The organism is Marinobacter sp. M3C, assembly GCF_023311895.1.
In the GTDB taxonomy this organism is placed as follows: Bacteria; Pseudomonadota; Gammaproteobacteria; order Pseudomonadales; family Oleiphilaceae; genus Marinobacter.
The window spans coordinates 3554833-3570828 of record NZ_CP092284.1; the positions used below are offsets into that span (position 1 = coordinate 3554833).

Here is a 15996-nt window from a genome sequence, read left to right on the forward strand (position 1 = left end):
TTGGAGTCAAAGGGTTTAGTCGCGTTCGTCAAGGAAGTCCTTGATAATTTCGCGAAAATCGAAATCGCCCTTGAATCCCAACGCGTTGGCACGCTGATTGTTAAACCGTCCTGGCCAACTGGCGACAATAGCTTCAATACCCGCATCGGGCTTGTGTTGTACCCGAGCCATCGCCTCATCGCCTCCAGCCTGACGCAGGCTTTCTAACATCTCAGCCACGCATACAGTGATGCCCGGCAGCATCAAACTTCGTCGACTGCCCAAGTCGTGGCCCGGTATCTCGGCGCCATATATCAGTGCTTCGATCACCCTTCTCGGTGACATCACGAATAGTTCAAGGTCAACTGATACGGGACACACAACGTCCTTTCCACTAAGCGGTTCACGCAGTATGCCGGAGGCAAAGCTGGACGCTGCCGCATTGGGAAGCCCAGGACGGATCACAATAGTTGGCAGTCTCAATGCCAGTCCATCGACCAGACCGCGACGGCTGTAGTCGTTAATCAAAAGTTCACTCATGGCTTTTTGGGTACCATACGAGCTTTGTGGCGTCAGGGCTGTCAGATCGTCAAGCACTTCCGGCAGGTCGCCACCATAAACTGCCACCGAGCTGGCCATGATTAGTCGTGTGGTCGATAACCCTCGCAATCGGCACCCTTCCAGTAATGTCCGAGTGGCGTCAAAGTTGACTGCTAAGCCCAGATCCAGATCAGCCTCGGCGTCAGAGCTGACTACAGCAGCGAGATGGAAAATCACATCAGGACGCCCGTCCAGAACAGCATCCATCGCGCCGGGCAAAGTAATATCGATGGCATGACTGGAGGCTTCAAGAGATGAGCTCGTAGGCACCTTAGGCTTCACTTGGTCGATCAGGGTGATATGCGTTAGCGGCTGGCCGCTGAGTTCGCCGCGAACAACCAGCGCTCGGGTCAGGCGTTGACCAAGAAAACCGGCAGCACCGGTGATCAGGACGTGCATGGCTAATTCCTTATTGTTATGAATGTTTTCTTGCGTTCAATATATGTTGTTGTTGGATTGATCATCGGGGCTTTTCAGGTTGTCAGCCCATATTCTTCGCCCCAGCGCAGGCCGGCCCGGGTGCTGCCGGCAGGCCGGTACTCGCACCCCACCCAGCCCTGATAACCGAGGCTGTCCAAGTGGCTCAAAATCGACGGATAATTCACTTCACCCGAATCTGGTTCATGCCGCTCGGGGACGCCAGCAACCTGGATGTGGCCAATGTGTGGGAACTGGGCTTCCAGATTCCGGATCAGGTCACCCTCAGTAACCTGGCAGTGGTAGATATCAAACTGCACTCGCAGGTTATCTGCTCCAACACGCGCAAGTATGTCCGTTGCCTGGGCCTGGTGTTGGAGAAAAAATCCAGGCATATCACGACCATTAATCGGTTCAATCAGCAGGGTCTTTCCGACTTTTGCCAGCTCCTTGGCAGCGTAACGCAGGTTTTCTACATAGGTCATCAGGTGCGCCTTGCGAACTTCATCGGTCGCGTTTACCGGCATTAAGCCAGCCATGGCATGCACTTGCGAACAGTTTAGTGCCTCCGAGTAATAAATGCCTTGAGTCACGGAATCGCGAAACTCCTGTTCACGCCCAGGCAAACTGGCAAGGCCTCGCTCGCCAGCTTCCCAGTCCCCAGGTGGCAAGTTAAAAAGCACTTGGGTTAGTTTGTTTTTATCCAGCGCGGCTCTCAGCTCATTGGCTTCGAACTCATAGGGAAAAAGATACTCAACACCACGAAAACCCGCTGCTGCGGCAGCCGAGAAACGCTCAATAAACGCATGCTCGGTAAACAACATACTTAAGTTAGCGGCCAGTCGTATCATATCGAGTCCTTTAACAATTTCAGCTGCGAGGAAAGCGGGCTTCTAGTTCCCGGACCTGATCGTCAGTCAGACAACGAGGGTTCTGGTCTCGCAGCAGCAGGAAAAGCTTTGCGGTTTCTTCAAGTTCTTCGGTGGCATATACCGCTGCTTCCAGCGACTTGCCCGCTACTACTGGGCCGTGATTGGCCAGCAACACAGCACTGTGTTGACCCGCTAAACCCTTCACCGCATCACCGAGACTTGCATCCCCGGGAATGTGATATGGCACCAGAGGTAACTTGCCAACTCGCATCACGTAATAAGCGGTCAAGGAGGGGATGCAATTATTAGGATCAACATCTGGCAGACAGGAAACCGCAACCGAATGGGTTGAGTGCAGATGCACAATTGCGCCTGATTGCGGCCGTTCACCATACATAGCCTGATGCAAGAAGCTTTCCTTAGTGGGGGGATCTCCTGCGACCAGTTGACCATGACGATCCAACTGTGAGATGCGAGCTGGATCAAGCCATCCCAAACAAGCATTAGTGGGAGTCATGAGCCAACCACCGTCGTCCAGACGCACACTGATATTGCCACTGGAGCCCATAGTCAAACCCCGATCAAACAGAGATTTTCCATAGCGTGTTATATCGTCACGCAGGGAGTTAATCTTGCTCATAACAACACCTCAAACGCCCGTGAAAAGAAATCGACACCACCAAAATTACCAGACTTAAGCGCTAACGACAGCGGCGCCGGTTTTCCGACCAGGTAAGCCTGGGTCCATGGCACACCTGGATCAATTTGATCGCCGATACGCAGTTCACAAATGCCAAGAGCAGACACCACCGCGCCAGAAGTCTCCCCGCCTGCAACAAGTAAGCGCCCTACGCCGTCAGCAACCAACTCGCTAGCGATTATCGCCAATGCTTGTTCAATACATTCACCGGCGACCGCGGCACCAAGTTGATCCTGGGCTTGGCGGACCTTATCCGGCGTTGCCGAGGCGTAGATCAGAACAGGCGCTTTACTGCTCAGACGCTGCCGTGCAAAATCTAGAGCATGCCCGATATGGGTTTCGTCTTTGGCCAATGCAAGTGGGTCGAGTGCAAAGCCCCCATGGCTGGCTAGGAAGTGTTTGATCTGCATTAGGGTCGCTCGAGAGCAGCTGCCCGACAACACCAGTGCTCCACCACTTGCCGGTTCAAGACGGCCAGCTTGGTCCACGATGTCAAGCCAACCCAGGCGCCTATACTCAGCGGGTAGCGCCTGACCAAGTCCAGAGCCACCAGTGACCAATGGTAGCTTCACCACCACAGCAGCCAAGGTTGCAAGATCAGTTTCGTCGAGCGTGTCGCAAATAACATGTCGAACGCCCTGCGTCGCCAATCGTTCGAGATGGTCCCATGAGGTCTGGACGCCCGCAGAGAGCTCCGACCGGGCCAGCAGGCCGACACTGTGGTCAGTCTGGCGCGACAATGTGCGAACCAGATCAGCATCACGCATTGGATTAAGCGGGTGGTTTTCCATTCCGCTGTCGTTTAGAAGCCTGTCACCAACAAACAAATGGCCCTGGTAAACAGTTCGATTATTGGCTGGAAACGCCGGCACCATTACTGTCTGCTTGGCCTCAAGTCGCTCTAATAATGCATCCGCGACCGGACCAATATTACCAGCGTCGGTGGAATCAAAGGTGGAACAGTATTTGAAATAGATCTGCCGGGCGCCTTGATCTTGCAGCCACTCCAATGCCGCCAATGATATATTGACGCCTTCACTCATAGGACAGGAGCGGGACTTGAGCGCCACTACGACAGCATCGATATTTTCAAGCGTCAAATCAGTCTTTGGTATTCCAATAACTTGCAATGTCCGCATTCCTGCACGAACCAGATTGTTAGCCAGATCCGTTGCGCCAGTAAAATCGTCAGAAATTACCCCCAATACAAGGCTCATTGATTGACCTCCTCACCCTGAGCTACCTTCCTTTTAGGCAATTCAATTCCGGACAGTCTCTGATAAACTTTGATCACGGCAGAATCGTCTTCGCGACCTAGGCCCATGCCACTTGCCGCCGTGAACTGTTGAAGAGCACTCGCGGCCACAGGCATAGCCAAAGTAAGCTCACGGCCAGTTTGATGCACGATGTTCAGATCTTTGACGAAGATGTCGACGGCAGACAATGGGGTGTAGTCGCCCTTGATGATGTGAGGTACACGATTTTCAAACATCCAGGAGTTGCCCGCGGAATGGGTAATGACTTCGTACAACGTATCGGCGTCGATTCCCATGCGCATGCCCAATGCCATAGCTTCCGCCGCCGCTGCGATATGAACTCCTGCCAGATGCTGGTTGACCAGTTTGACGCTAGAACCGACCCCCGGGCTGTCGCCTAATCGATACACAGTCGCGGCCATCGCAGCCAGGATATTTTCGCCTTTGACGTAAGCATCCGGCCCACCGGAGGACATCACCGACAGTTGCCCTGCTTTTGCTTTGACAGTGCCCCCGCTGACAGGAGCATCCAACATCAGCAGGCCGAACTCTGCCAAGCGAGTGCCCAGCGTTCTAGCGTAACTCGGGGCAATGGTTGCACACTGTATTACGAGGCTGCCCGGCGCCAGCACGGCCGTTAAGCCACCCTCACCGAACAACACAGTTTCAACCTGTTCGGCGTTAACCACCAGCAACACGACGATGTCACACTCAGCGGCCAGCTCAGCGAGTGTGGCCACACTCCTTCCACCTTTTGATACGAATACGTCGCGCGCCCTGACAGAAATGTCGCACCCTATCACTGAAAGTCCGGCTTTTAATATGGCTACGGCAGAGCCCAGCCCCATAGCACCCAATCCGACGACACCGACGACTGAATTATTGTTGTTTGGCACTGAAATGATCCCTCGCAGCGGAGTGGCGGTTTCATCGTGAAGAACTATGGCAAGTTGCAACAACGCGATGCGTAACCATGAAATGTTAGCGCTAACATTATTAATAGATTATTATCCACACCGAAGCAATAGCAAGGAAAGAATTAAATGCCGGCGTCCAGTAACAAACCCAAGCGACATCGCAAAGGCGTTATGCACCCAACCATTGCGGATGTAGCGCTGGAGGCCCAAGTATCGGCAATTACGGTTTCGCGAGTCATAAATGCGACCGGTGCAGTGCGTCCGGCAACTAGGGAGCGGGTTGAGGCGGCAATTGACAAGGTCGGATATGTCCGCAATATGCTTGCCGGGAGTCTGGCGTCGGCCAGTTCCCGTTTCATTGCGGTGATCGTACCCTCGCTGTCCAACATCGTGTTTATCGAAGTGATTAGCGGTCTGCAGAGTGAGTTCGAAAAGCAAGGCTATCAGATTCTATTGGCCAACACTGACTACGACCTTGACCGTGAGTGCCAACTGGTCAGAACGTTTCTGGGCTGGTCACCGTCAGCCCTAGTGATCACCGGTTTGCGTCACAACGGCCCCTGCCAGCGGATACTGGAAGAATGGGACGGTCCGATTGCTGAAATCATGGAATTGGGTGATGCCATAGATCTTAACATCGGGCTTGATCATCGAGCGGCTGGGCGCTGTATGGCGCGCTACCTGCTGGAGAAAAAACATCGAAATATTGTTTATGTGGCTGCTCAGATAGCACAAGACTACCGTGCCGGATTACGCTATGAAGGCCACAAGACGGAGCTTGAGGCCGTTGGTCTGAACGCACCGCTGTTCGATATGGATCCTTTAGGCCAATTTGAAACCGGTGCTCGCTCGCTCGATATGGTGCTCGCCGATTATCCGGCCGTCACAGCCATTCACTTTGCCAATGACGATCTTGCTACCGGTGCGCTGTTGCACGCCCAGCGCCAGGGTATCCGAGTGCCTGAAACCATCGCCATCGCCGGTTTTAACGGGCTGCCCATCGGGCAACACGTAACCCCGCCATTAACCACTATAATTTCGCCTCGCCGGACGATTGGCCGCGTGGCCGCTGAGCAGGTCATCGCCCGCATTGAAGGTCGGCATCCCCAAAATGTTCAGACCGATGTCGGGTTTGAATTGTCGATTGGTGACAGTGCCTAGAACAGTGCCTATATCATCACCATCAACTCAAGCAACCTTAGGCCGGTTCGGAAATCGCCGTATTAAATGGCCAATGGAAGAACCGAAAAACGATTGCTCCCAGCGTAGGTTTGTCGCACAGCAATCGGTCAGAACCTGCACTCACTATCCGGGGGGGGCAATTTTGCTGGCGCGTCCAAGCTGCGCAGCGTTGCAGTACCCAGATTCAGGGAGCCACCTTCGGTTTGGCCATTGGCCTACAATTGAAGGAACATAGGCTAATACCCAATACCTCAAGCGCGCCTCCATAATGATCTCTGTTGATTTGGAAAGTGTAGAGTTTGATGAAAAATCTATAAAGGGCTTTAGACTGGAGCTTGTCAACCTTAGCGCCCAACAACACATCCAGTGGCAACGTACTGGTCAGCCCAAACCGACACAGAAAACACCATCTAATTGCTGGAGCTTACCATCGCAATTCAGGCCACTGCTGCGCTCACGAATACAGGTAGCGCGACTGCCACTTAGCATGCGTTACAAATTTATTTCATAAATAACGTGGTACCAAAAAATGATAGTTGGGGGAAATAATAATCGCTAGCTATGTTGGCATGGAATGGCGTGGCCGTGTACGGTTAGTGGAACTGCACGAGCAGATGCGCACTCATCTATAGACTGCGCTGAGGCAAAAGCTCTGGCACCCACGCCCATTAAGGATGCTGTTATGAAAATAAAAGCCGCTGTTTTGCAAGCTATTGGCGCACAACGCCCATATCAGCAATCACAACCACTGGTAATAGAAGAGCTGGACTTGGATCCGCCCGGTGACAATGAAGTTCTGATTCAAATCAAAGCCGCCGGGTTATGCCACTCAGACCTATCAGTGATTGATGGAAACAGACCGAGACCGGTTCCCATGGCACTTGGTCATGAGGCAGCGGGGATCGTTAAAATTGTTGGCTCCGGCGTTACCGATCTTGCCGTTGGCGATCACGTGGTAGCAGTGTTTGTGCCTAGTTGCGGCCATTGCACCCCTTGCGCTGAAGGCCGCCCCGCCCTGTGCGAACCGGCCGCTAAGGCCAATAATCAGGGTACGATGTTTGACGGTGGTCATCGCCTGCATCGGACTGACGGCACAGCCATCAACCATCATATGGGAGTATCAGCTTTCGCGGACCATGCGGTTGTTTCGCGTCACTCTCTGGTGAAAATTGATCACCGCCTGCCGTTCTGCCACGCAGCCTTGTTCGGTTGTGCCGTACTGACCGGCGTCGGTGCAGCGATTAACTCGGCCGGCATACAGGCAGGTCAGACTGTCGCTGTGGTCGGCTTGGGCGGCGTTGGTCTCAATAGTGTGCTGGGGGCGCTGGTGGCTGGTGCTAGCGAGATTATCGCAATTGACGTAGATGACCAGAAGCTCGCGCTGGCAAAAGAATTAGGTGCCACCCACACCTTTAATAGTGGACAACCCAAAGCGGTTGAAAACATTAAGGCCATCACGGCCGGTGGAGTCGACTGTGCCATCGAGATGGCCGGTTCCGAAAAAGCCCTTGAATTCGCTTATCAGATCACCCGCCGTGGCGGCATTACAGTCACCGGTGGTCTGGCTCACCCGGACAAAAAAGTCGCCATCCAACAAGTCAGCTTGGTGGCTGAAGAGCGAACGCTACGGGGTAGTTACGTTGGCAGCTGTGTACCGGTGCGGGACGTTCCCCGTTATGTGAAACTGTTTCAGCAAGGCAAGCTGCCCGTCGATCGTCTACTCAGCGGAGTGCTGACTCTCGATGAGATAAACGATGGTTTTGAGAAGCTTGCGGCGGGTAAAGCCGTTCGACAAGTCATTGAGTTTACATAAAGCATTCCATGCAAGCTTGCAGTAGGCGCATGTATTTATCTTTGACGATGTTCTGAAACCAAGATCACACGCGGTAAAGCCGAGGTCGGTGAAGCGTTTTACTTCCAGTGGTTTGATGGGGTTGGCAGTTGGGTCGATTTTAAGCATCGGCGTTTTCTTTTCTTCGGCTACGCAGTTTTCAACATTGGGGATGGTGAGTTCGCCTGAAAGGAGCCAACGGTGCTTTCAAACTTGGACAGTAACTCAGCATTAGGTTTTATCGTATCCGTAGAATGAACAAAGTTCCTGTTGAGACTAGGCACCGCAGACCTTGAGTTCAAAGCCTTCAGGTCAAGCGATTTGAGCAAATGGTATGCGTAGTAAGGGCCACAAACTCTGAATTGACGGAGATAAAGAGTCGTGTTCAGGTGCCAATATTTTTTTAAACTTAAATACACATTACCAGTGACACCACTTCTACCTGTAATGATTTCCGGTGGCTAAATCCAGTGGAAAGGACCCGTAACGACATGTAGTCTTCGGAGACAATAAGCCGAAAAGGGAAAGCTAGATGGTTATAAAAAATCAGTATTGAAAGTGTCCCATGTGCAACGAGGTAATACATAAGGCCGCAGTCGAATGCGAACATTGCGGTAAGAGCTTTCGAAGCATACGGGCTTCTGCGTGGGTGGCTAATCTCATCATTGCGTTACTAGTTGGGGCGATGCTGTGGGAGTTGATCAGTTGGGAGATGGGTAGCTTTGATGATCCCCACCACCTTCGCTAGAAGTTCCCCCCGGTGGGGTGCGATAAGAAGGGCAAGTAAACGGATCGTGGGACAGTCGGCCACTAGTGGGCTTGAGTAGAGCCTTGCAGGGTAGCGGTGTTTTTGTCCTGACTACAAATATCGAAAATCACTGACTTATAGTAATGAGTATGTTGTTTACTGCTTGATGGAGTATGAGGGCAGGATAATTGCAATGGATGCTTACATTTAGATCTTTAGAAATAACAAAACCCGCACGAGGCAGGTTTTGTTATTGAATCTAATGGTGCCCGGAGGCGGCACCAATTTCGTGTCGCATGCTGTCTCGCGATGTCGCTAACTGTCTGATCTGTATTATGAAAAATTCCTGTAGCCCAAATTCCCTGTATCTTTCTGTCCTATCAGACCGCACCTAGTAGCGCGGTTAATGATGGGGCAGATGATGGGACAGTTAGGTTTGGAGGATAGGGAAATGCCGAAATTGGCAGCGGAACTGGGAGCGCTTCAGGTAAAGCGGCTTTCTCACGGAGCAGTTAAAAAAGCGAAGAACGGTAAAAAAGTTGGCGACCCGTGCACGACACTGCATGCAGTGGGTGGGGTCTCAGGGTTGTATCTGTATTGTCGCCCACCAACAAAGTCGGCGCTGGTAGGAGCGCGCTCTTGGATATTGCGGACAGTCATTGGGGATAAGCGTGCCGATCTTGGTCTTGGGTCATATCCTCAGGTGCCTCTGGCGCAGGCTAGAGATAAAGCGCGAGAAATCAAAGATAAGATCCGATTCGAGGGATATGACCCAATTGCAGCACAAAGGGCCGTTAGGTCTAAATTAGTTGCCGATCAAGCGAAACAGCGGACCTTTGCAGACGTTGCACAGCAATATTATGAGAAAAAATGCCTTGAATTTGGGGGGGTAAATCCAGAGAAGCAAGCGCGTCGACTTGAGCAACACCTTAAGGATTATTGCCTACCCGTTCTCGGAAGTATTCTTATGGCAGACCTCGAAACCAGGCATGTTGTGTCAGCACTCAACACGATCTGGTTAGAGAAAACACCCACCGCAGAACGCGTCCGAATTACTATCAACAACATATGTGAAATGGTTGAGAATGACGGGGTACTCCGGCATGGGCTAAACCCAGGGCGCTGGCGGGGTAACCTGGAATATTTTCTTGCATCACCGGCCGCTATTCATGAAGAGGAACACCAGCCAACCGTAGGCTATAAGGCGCTACCTCGATTCTGGGAGTTGCTACAGCAGCGCGACACGATTCCAGCAAGGGCACTGGAGTTTCAAGCGCTTACCGCTGCTCGCCCTGGTGAAGTGCGCTTTGCTGAATGGGCGGAAATCGATTTCAAGGAGAAAGTCTGGACTGTTCCCGGGTGGAAAATCAAAGGCCGGAAAGATAAGAAAAAGAGCCACAAAGTGCCCCTGACAAAAAGGGCTATGGAGATTTTAAAGATGATGCCGCGAGATGATGGGGCTTATGTCTTTCCCGGATATCGTGGTAAAAAAACAATGAGTGAAAATGCACTCAATTTGACCGTGAAAGAAATTCATCAAGCTGATATTAAGGCCGGCGGGCCGGGGTTTGTAGACGTGGAATCCGGCAAAGTTGGCACTGCCCACGGCATGCGGTCTGCATTTAAAGATTTTTCTACTGAGGAGGTGAATGTTGATGACTATGTTTCTGAGCTTGCGCTGTCGCACCTGGAAACATCGTCTGCCCGATCTGCTTATAAGCGGGGTCAGTTGATACCCAAGCGGCGGAAGCTGATGAATAGTTATGAAAAGTATGTGTGCAGCCTAGTAAGTGTTACAACGTAATTGAGGTTGACCGGAAAACTTTCGGGAGTCAGAAGATAAAAACACAAGGAAGTGTTTCTCTACAAATACTCGGGTTCAGTTAATTTTTGAAGAGACTGCTCGCCGCAAAACTCTTGATTTGTCGTGTTTATGAGGTCAATAATTTCCTTTTCCGCTGCTTTAAAATCATTTCTAGGCATAAATTCAATTTTTATTCCGATTGCCGCCATGGCTTCTATTATGCGCCTTTGATGCGGTTTATATTCAAATGATGGAGTGCTCGAACTTGAGTATTCACTATTTGAATATTTGATGCAGTCATTGATTTTTTTTAGGAGTAATTCATATTTATAGCCTGGCGTCAATTGTCCAGTTTTTGAGGAAGGAAAAACTAAGTTATACCACTTGAAAGTGTCTATGGACCCTTTGTTTACTCTTTCCTTTCTTTTTAATTCATCATTCAGATAATCTTTGAATGTGTTCAGATTTAGCAGGTGGTTAGAGATGGCGTTAGTCTTGGCAGTTGCTATGTAGTTAAGAACAGCAAAATATATTCCAAGTACTGTAAAAGCCGTAATGGTTAAGGAAATAGTAGTGCTAAAGGCTGCTGTCGATAGTTCTATAAAATCGAGAAAGTTTTCTATGCAACTTTTTTTAATGCAGAGATCTCTTTGAAAAGCCCCCGAACCTTGAAGCCCGGTAAAAAAAAGAAATACTGATATGCAGGTTCCGACTATAAATATTCCGAGAGAAACCTCGGAGGCTCTTCGAAATTTACCTTCTAACGCGTCAGCATCCATTTCAGCTCTCATATGTAGGTTTCAAAAAACGTAATCTAGCTCTGAGGTCAGCCGCAGTATGCATAAAGGTTCGTTGGAGGATGTTTATTCTCTGGTGCGCCTTGTGGTAGCGTCGCCAGTACCAGTACCTTGAGCTCTTTGATGGATGATCCCTTTCTAGGTTCAAGACCATCGCGCAGCATCTTTTTATATCTCTTTTTGATGGGAGCGGCTCAACTTTCTTTATCCTATCCACTAGTTTTGAGTGTTGGTTATGGCCGACTCTGGCTAGTTTGTTCACTCGCCCTAAGCATCGATTATAATCTTTTCTATAAGAGTGGGTGGTTCGATAGTGTCTTTCTTTTGCCAAAATCTCAATATTTTTGACCGCTGCTCGTATATTTTTAACTTCATTTGATGCAAGGCGTGGCTCTTTAAAACACACTCTAAGGCCGTGCACCATTAATGGCGTTGATGCTTCTCGTTCGATTCGAGTCTTTTTCTCGTTAATAGGAAGATCTTTTTCATATAGCATATCCATAATTATTTTTTGTGCGAATGAAAAATCGTAATTGTGTGATTTTGACGAGACGGTGATATCATCTACTAATCTAGTATAATTTAGACCTTTCTTTAATAATCTTTTCGGTATTGATGGCTCTGTGTCATAAAGCGCTAGGGATGCGAGGTAGCTCGAAGTGAGGCCCCCTTGGGGTAAACGATCTTCATGACAGCATAGATTGGTCAAAATCTCAGAAACCGAATCTGGGTATTTGAAGAAGTTTTTATAGATATCATAGACGATGTCTTTATGGACATTGTCAAAAAATGACTTTATGTCAATTTTTAGAAGACTTTTTGATTTACAGTGTTTGCGTGCGCAAGCAATATAATCTTTCTGAACTTCTTCACCATCAATTATTTGGTTAGGTATTGAGCCATAAAGATAACTCGGCCATTGTACCGTATTGGGTTCAGATTTTTGGGGGGCGAATATTCGCTTGTTTATTCTTCTCTGAATGCGTCGAATAAGATAGTGAGGCTTAAATGCAGTTCTGAGCGAGCCATCCGATTTGTTAACTTGAACTTCTTCATAGCGGTCAGGTGGGGAGAGGGATAAGGCCTTATCGAGCTCTTCTCGGGTGATGCTCAGCGTTGAGCAAAGATTGGTTAGATTAGAAATTGATGCTGAAGATACCTTGTGGAATTCAAATTCATCCATGACAATTATCCGAAATTCAATATGGAGCTGGCCTTCCCATACAATAGGGGTACGAGTTTAGGTGTCGTATACACCGGAGATTCAACCTCTAATGCCACCTAGCTCCATCAGCCAGCTCCACCGTCTCTCCCGACTCTGGGCACAGAGGAGGGAGACCCTACTCTGGGTTCAGAGGCGGCGGACCCTGCGGGGCTCCGTCCAACAAGTTCGACTTTCACCGAACGCTCATAACGAGCAAACTGGAGGTGAATCTTTGATCCGGTTTTTACGAGTAAACGGTACGTTTACGCAAGTACGAGAGTATGAGCCATCGCTTGTTATGTCAACCATGCCGACGAATTTGTTTGGTCTTATGTGATTTAGGGCCTACACCAAGCTGAGGTCGACTATTTCGCTCATTTAATTGCCTAAACGCCTGATAAGTTCAATTTGACCCAACACCTGCACTGTCGCGCTCGGTATCGTATCTGTATCAATTAACAGAATAAGGATTCAGGTATGTACATTAAGGTTCGTGACGTAGCAAAGCGCCTCGGTGTTGATCGAAGCACCATTTGGCGATGGGTGAGTGAGGGTAGCTTCCCGAAGCCATATCGGTTCGGGCCTTCGACTGTTCGGTGGCATGAAGAAGAGCTCAAACGGTTTGAGGTTAAATCTTCAATTCAAAAATGAGTTTTACCAATTGTTGGGAGACTGTCACAGCACCAGATGTTCGGCAGCTTCCCGCAAGTCTTTTCTCGGCTCCCCCCTCTAATTTCAACCCGATTCTTTAACAGTTGGTAGTGGCCGAGACCAATCTGTCTAGCAGATGTGGTCTGACTTACATCCAGCAAAATCCAAGAGTTACTTCGATTACAACGCTATACTCGCGAAAATATCGCTTTTCCCGTCTAATTGCAGAATAACGGCAATTTGACGAAACACCGGCTTCTCCGAACTAGCTATCATATCTATTCTAACCAACGTAATCAGGAGACAGATATGTACCAAAACATTCGCGAAGTTTCGAAACGGTTCGATGTTGCCCCATGCACCATTTGGCGCTGGGTAAATGACGGCTTTTTCCCACAGCCTTATAAGTTTGGCGCGTCAGTTACTCGCTGGCATGAAGAGGATATCAAGAAGTTTGAGATCAGGTCTGCAACTCGTTCGTGAGTCGCCAGAACCGAAGGGAAACGAGGCCAGATCGGGGGCTCTGAAGTATAGATGAGTCCACATCCACTCACGACAATGCGGGTAATTAGGCGTTACCCGCATCACCTCTCTGCAGCATTCCGGTAAGCACTCTCGGGAAAGGCCAGCTGAAGGGCGGTGTAGGTTTGTCGTTATGGTGGTAGATTGACAGCTTGGAAGAAATTTCTGCTTTCAGCCTTTCAGCCACTGAGAAAGGCGTTTGTCAGATTCTTTAAACCCGTCCGTGCAAACGGAGTAGAACCCTGCCCACAAAATGAAAACCTAACAACTGAGGGATTAGCATGGCTAGCACGTTTGGGATTGGTCTAAATATTCGCCGAAAAATATTTGTAAGCTACCACCATGGGGGTGATAGGTTTTATTATGAACGCTTAATTGCTCTCTTCGATGATACATATGAAGTCATTCAGGATAACTCTGTCGAGCGTTCAATACAGAGTAACGACACTGATTATGTCATTAGAGCAATCAGGGAACGATATATAACAGGAAGCTCCTGTACGTTGGTGTTGTGCGGGAAAGATACGCCGCAACGAAAGTTTGTCGACTGGGAAATAAAGGCAACTCTCGATAAATCTCACGGCTTGATCGGGGTTAATTTACCGTCTAATCCAAAAACTATAAATGGCAAATACGCAGTCCCTGACAGACTGTTCAATAACTTGAATTCTGGTTACGCATTCTTTGCCACATGGGCGGAGCTAACTGCAAGCCACGATAGCCTTCGTCGCCATATCGAGCTTGCTAACGGCACCTCTAAAAGTTTGATCGATAACAACAGAAGCTTGCGTTCTCGTAACGGCTGATAGGATCAGATTGGGCGATGATTTTTCACCTTAACTCTAAAAGCTGCAGCCTCCGCAGCAGCTAATGAACAAAACATTGGTTGACGCTGGAGAAAATAAAGAAGTCTCTGTGTGCGGCCTTGCCTTCGTTCACCTTGGATTCATCTCTGAAAAGGTAATCACTACCTCGTTTCCACGGACGGTTTTAAAGCAGTCCGTCAGTTGCGCGCTGGCATGACGATGATGTCAGCCAGTTTGAGATCAAGTCTGAAACTCGTCCGGCAGAGACGAATTGTTCAGAGCCTGCTTGAGGCCGAACAGCTGCAACGTTTCGCCACCAGTGAGAGCATGCCACGTTTATCGAAGGGCTTACCCAAGTAACCAACATCCGAAAGCGCTTTTTCAGCTCACCGAATTGAAATCTACTAGAATGTCTGGCTGATGCGGGTTATCGCACTGTGCAAGGATGACTCTTGGCCTTGGTTAACCAGCTTGTCCACGCTTTGCGCCGTTGTATGTCTCGATTTCCCAGTCTGCGGGATTCTCAGCTAAGAAGGCAGCTTCATACTTCGTCCCATCTTCTGATTCCCCAAGGGCAAATGAGCAACTTGCTAAAGTTGCGAAAACCCAGCGTTGGTCAGATCGCTCAGAAAAGGACGGAAGACTAATAGCTTCGGTTAAGGCCTCAATGATTGACTGTCGCACTTTTCGCGCACTCATCTCGTCGTATTTGGCTTCCGCGGGGTCAGTCTGAACTTTGGCTCGGAAATCATAGCAAGCTGCCAAGTTCTCGCCGTTGTAATAGTCTCGGCGAACTTCGAATCCACGGCCATAATAACGGAGCGCACTCTCAAGCTGCGACCGATCTCCGGTAGTCAGCCAAAGCCGCTTTCGGATAGCACCTGTAATACCAAGAGTTTCCGGATCATTTGAATGGTCTGGGTCAAGCTCATCAAGTATCCGAAGACCAGATATTAAGGCTTCAACTTCTGACGGTTGCTTTGATTTATACGTAGCTAAAGCATACTGCTGAATGATATAAGGTTCGCCTGGTTTCATCTTTACGGCGGCAGAAAAGGCGAGCGCGGCGTCTGTGTGGCGGCTCTCGCTCATGGCCTTTTCACCCAAGCGCATGTGACCGGATAATTGCTCTTGTGCAGCTTCGGTCTCGTCCAATAGCTCAGCATATTCCTCATCACTGAATCGCGGTTGCTGCAGCTTTGGCAGATAGGTGTAGACTGGGCTGTCAGGTTTCTGCTTTTGCATAACATCAAAGATTAATGCTCGAAGTTCACGTCTAGCTCGTACAGCTTCTCTAGCGCCAATGTCTTGGCCGAGATGGTTGTACTCGAAGGTGTTTACATGGTTAAGGTCGAAGTGGAGTTTTCCTTCTGCCTCTTTCATAATCAGAGTGGAAAATGGCCGCAGTGCATGACGAACTCCAAGCTCGTAGACGGCATTGATGTTGCCGGTTGAAATGTCAGCAATTACTAAATCCGCTCTGAGCAACATTTCGTACATCTCAGTGTCGATAGTCCCAGAGTGTATGATTTCGTCAGCTCGGATACAGCGTAGATCTAAGTCCGTTGCGGCTGGACGTATGATTGCTTCATATGTAGCGTCGAGGTCTAGAGTTCGGCCTGATTCGTAGTCCGTCTTTTTGCCAAATCCCATCACGACAAAGCAAACTTTTCGTTCATCTCTGATCACATTCATCTCCATTCAGGAATA

Annotated in this window: 14 protein-coding genes; 6 read left to right on the forward strand and 8 right to left on the reverse strand. The window is 49.5% G+C overall.

Annotated elements, in window-relative coordinates; translation table 11 throughout:
• Window positions 1–15 precede the first annotated feature (15 nt).
• The 5 genes from denD to ltnD form a co-directional block, all read right to left on the reverse strand.
• Window positions 16–978 carry a D-erythronate dehydrogenase gene (gene denD / locus MIH18_RS16650; protein WP_249012961.1) on the reverse strand — a complete coding sequence of 321 codons (963 nt, stop codon included), beginning with the start codon at window positions 976–978 and terminating at the stop codon, window positions 16–18.
• A gap of 74 nt (window positions 979–1052) precedes the next feature.
• Complete coding sequence (gene otnI / locus MIH18_RS16655; RefSeq protein ID WP_249012962.1) at window positions 1053–1847, reverse strand: 2-oxo-tetronate isomerase; 795 nt, start codon at window positions 1845–1847, stop codon at window positions 1053–1055.
• Window positions 1848–1866: 19 nt separating this feature from the next.
• Window positions 1867–2508 carry a 3-oxo-tetronate 4-phosphate decarboxylase gene (otnC, locus tag MIH18_RS16660; protein WP_249012963.1) on the reverse strand — a complete coding sequence of 214 codons (642 nt, stop codon included), beginning with the start codon at window positions 2506–2508 and terminating at the stop codon, window positions 1867–1869.
• On the reverse strand, window positions 2505–3785 hold the full coding sequence (gene otnK / locus MIH18_RS16665) for a 3-oxo-tetronate kinase (protein WP_249012964.1): 1281 nt from the start codon (window positions 3783–3785) through the stop codon (window positions 2505–2507). Before otnK ends, otnC begins: the two co-directional genes overlap by 4 nt.
• On the reverse strand, window positions 3782–4720 hold the full coding sequence (gene ltnD, locus MIH18_RS16670) for an L-threonate dehydrogenase (RefSeq protein ID WP_283164751.1): 939 nt from the start codon (window positions 4718–4720) through the stop codon (window positions 3782–3784). The genes otnK and ltnD overlap by 4 nt, the downstream gene beginning before the upstream one ends.
• A gap of 147 nt (window positions 4721–4867) precedes the next feature.
• On the opposite strand from ltnD, the gene MIH18_RS16675 reads away from it, so the two are divergent.
• The 3 genes from MIH18_RS16675 to MIH18_RS16685 all read left to right on the forward strand — a co-directional run bounded on the left by MIH18_RS16675 (window position 4868) and on the right by MIH18_RS16685 (window position 10306).
• Entirely contained in the window at window positions 4868–5902 is a 1035-nt protein-coding gene (locus MIH18_RS16675) for a LacI family DNA-binding transcriptional regulator (protein ID WP_249012965.1), read from the forward strand.
• Between the two features lie 703 nt (window positions 5903–6605).
• Window positions 6606–7736 carry a zinc-dependent alcohol dehydrogenase family protein gene (locus tag MIH18_RS16680; protein ID WP_249012966.1) on the forward strand — a complete coding sequence of 377 codons (1131 nt, stop codon included), beginning with the start codon at window positions 6606–6608 and terminating at the stop codon, window positions 7734–7736.
• Window positions 7737–8953: 1217 nt separating this feature from the next.
• Window positions 8954–10306: a site-specific integrase gene (locus MIH18_RS16685; protein WP_249012967.1), complete on the forward strand. Its 1353-nt coding sequence runs from the start codon at window positions 8954–8956 to the stop codon at window positions 10304–10306.
• 59 nt (window positions 10307–10365) lie between these two features.
• Here the strand turns inward: MIH18_RS16685 and MIH18_RS16690 are convergent, their stop codons facing one another.
• On the reverse strand, window positions 10366–11085 hold the full coding sequence (locus MIH18_RS16690; RefSeq protein WP_249012968.1) for a retron Ec48 family effector membrane protein: 720 nt from the start codon (window positions 11083–11085) through the stop codon (window positions 10366–10368).
• A gap of 1 nt (window position 11086) precedes the next feature.
• Window positions 11087–12286 (reverse strand): reverse transcriptase family protein, encoded by a 1200-nt coding sequence (locus tag MIH18_RS16695; protein ID WP_249012969.1) that lies wholly within the window; start codon window positions 12284–12286, stop codon window positions 11087–11089.
• 498 nt (window positions 12287–12784) lie between these two features.
• Here MIH18_RS16695 and MIH18_RS16700 point away from each other — a divergent pair, with 498 nt between their 5' ends.
• The 3 genes from MIH18_RS16700 (at window position 12785) to MIH18_RS16710 (ending at window position 14286) form a co-directional block, all read left to right on the forward strand.
• A complete protein-coding gene (locus MIH18_RS16700) occupies window positions 12785–12958 on the forward strand; it encodes an AlpA family phage regulatory protein (RefSeq protein WP_249012970.1) in 174 nt (57 codons plus the stop codon).
• A 309-nt stretch (window positions 12959–13267) separates the two neighbouring features.
• Entirely contained in the window at window positions 13268–13441 is a 174-nt protein-coding gene (locus MIH18_RS16705) for an AlpA family phage regulatory protein (RefSeq protein WP_249012971.1), read from the forward strand.
• Window positions 13442–13761: 320 nt separating this feature from the next.
• Complete coding sequence (locus tag MIH18_RS16710) at window positions 13762–14286, forward strand: TIR domain-containing protein (RefSeq protein ID WP_249012972.1); 525 nt, start codon at window positions 13762–13764, stop codon at window positions 14284–14286.
• Window positions 14287–14748: 462 nt separating this feature from the next.
• On the opposite strand, the gene MIH18_RS16715 is transcribed toward MIH18_RS16710, so the two are convergent.
• Window positions 14749–15987, reverse strand: coding sequence for a TRAFs-binding domain-containing protein (locus tag MIH18_RS16715; RefSeq protein WP_249012973.1), 1239 nt, complete (start codon window positions 15985–15987; stop codon window positions 14749–14751).
• Window positions 15988–15996: the final 9 nt, after the last annotated feature.

Excerpts from the sequence above, each read along its gene's own strand:
- denD (WP_249012961.1), bottom strand. The coding sequence starts at position 978 with ATGCACGTCCTGATCACCGGTGCTGCCGGTTTTCTTGGTCAACGCCTG.
- otnI (WP_249012962.1), bottom strand. The coding sequence starts at position 1,847 with ATGATACGACTGGCCGCTAACTTAAGTATGTTGTTTACCGAGCATGCG.
- otnC (WP_249012963.1), bottom strand. The coding sequence starts at position 2,508 with ATGAGCAAGATTAACTCCCTGCGTGACGATATAACACGCTATGGAAAA.
- otnK (WP_249012964.1), bottom strand. The coding sequence starts at position 3,785 with ATGAGCCTTGTATTGGGGGTAATTTCTGACGATTTTACTGGCGCAACG.
- MIH18_RS16675 (WP_249012965.1), top strand. The coding sequence starts at position 4,868 with ATGCCGGCGTCCAGTAACAAACCCAAGCGACATCGCAAAGGCGTTATG.
- MIH18_RS16680 (WP_249012966.1), top strand. The coding sequence starts at position 6,606 with ATGAAAATAAAAGCCGCTGTTTTGCAAGCTATTGGCGCACAACGCCCA.
- MIH18_RS16685 (WP_249012967.1), top strand. The coding sequence starts at position 8,954 with ATGCCGAAATTGGCAGCGGAACTGGGAGCGCTTCAGGTAAAGCGGCTT.
- MIH18_RS16690 (WP_249012968.1), bottom strand. The coding sequence starts at position 11,085 with ATGGATGCTGACGCGTTAGAAGGTAAATTTCGAAGAGCCTCCGAGGTT.
- MIH18_RS16695 (WP_249012969.1), bottom strand. The coding sequence starts at position 12,286 with ATGGATGAATTTGAATTCCACAAGGTATCTTCAGCATCAATTTCTAAT.
- MIH18_RS16700 (WP_249012970.1), top strand. The coding sequence starts at position 12,785 with ATGTACATTAAGGTTCGTGACGTAGCAAAGCGCCTCGGTGTTGATCGA.
- MIH18_RS16705 (WP_249012971.1), top strand. The coding sequence starts at position 13,268 with ATGTACCAAAACATTCGCGAAGTTTCGAAACGGTTCGATGTTGCCCCA.
- MIH18_RS16710 (WP_249012972.1), top strand. The coding sequence starts at position 13,762 with ATGGCTAGCACGTTTGGGATTGGTCTAAATATTCGCCGAAAAATATTT.
- MIH18_RS16715 (WP_249012973.1), bottom strand. The coding sequence starts at position 15,987 with ATGGAGATGAATGTGATCAGAGATGAACGAAAAGTTTGCTTTGTCGTG.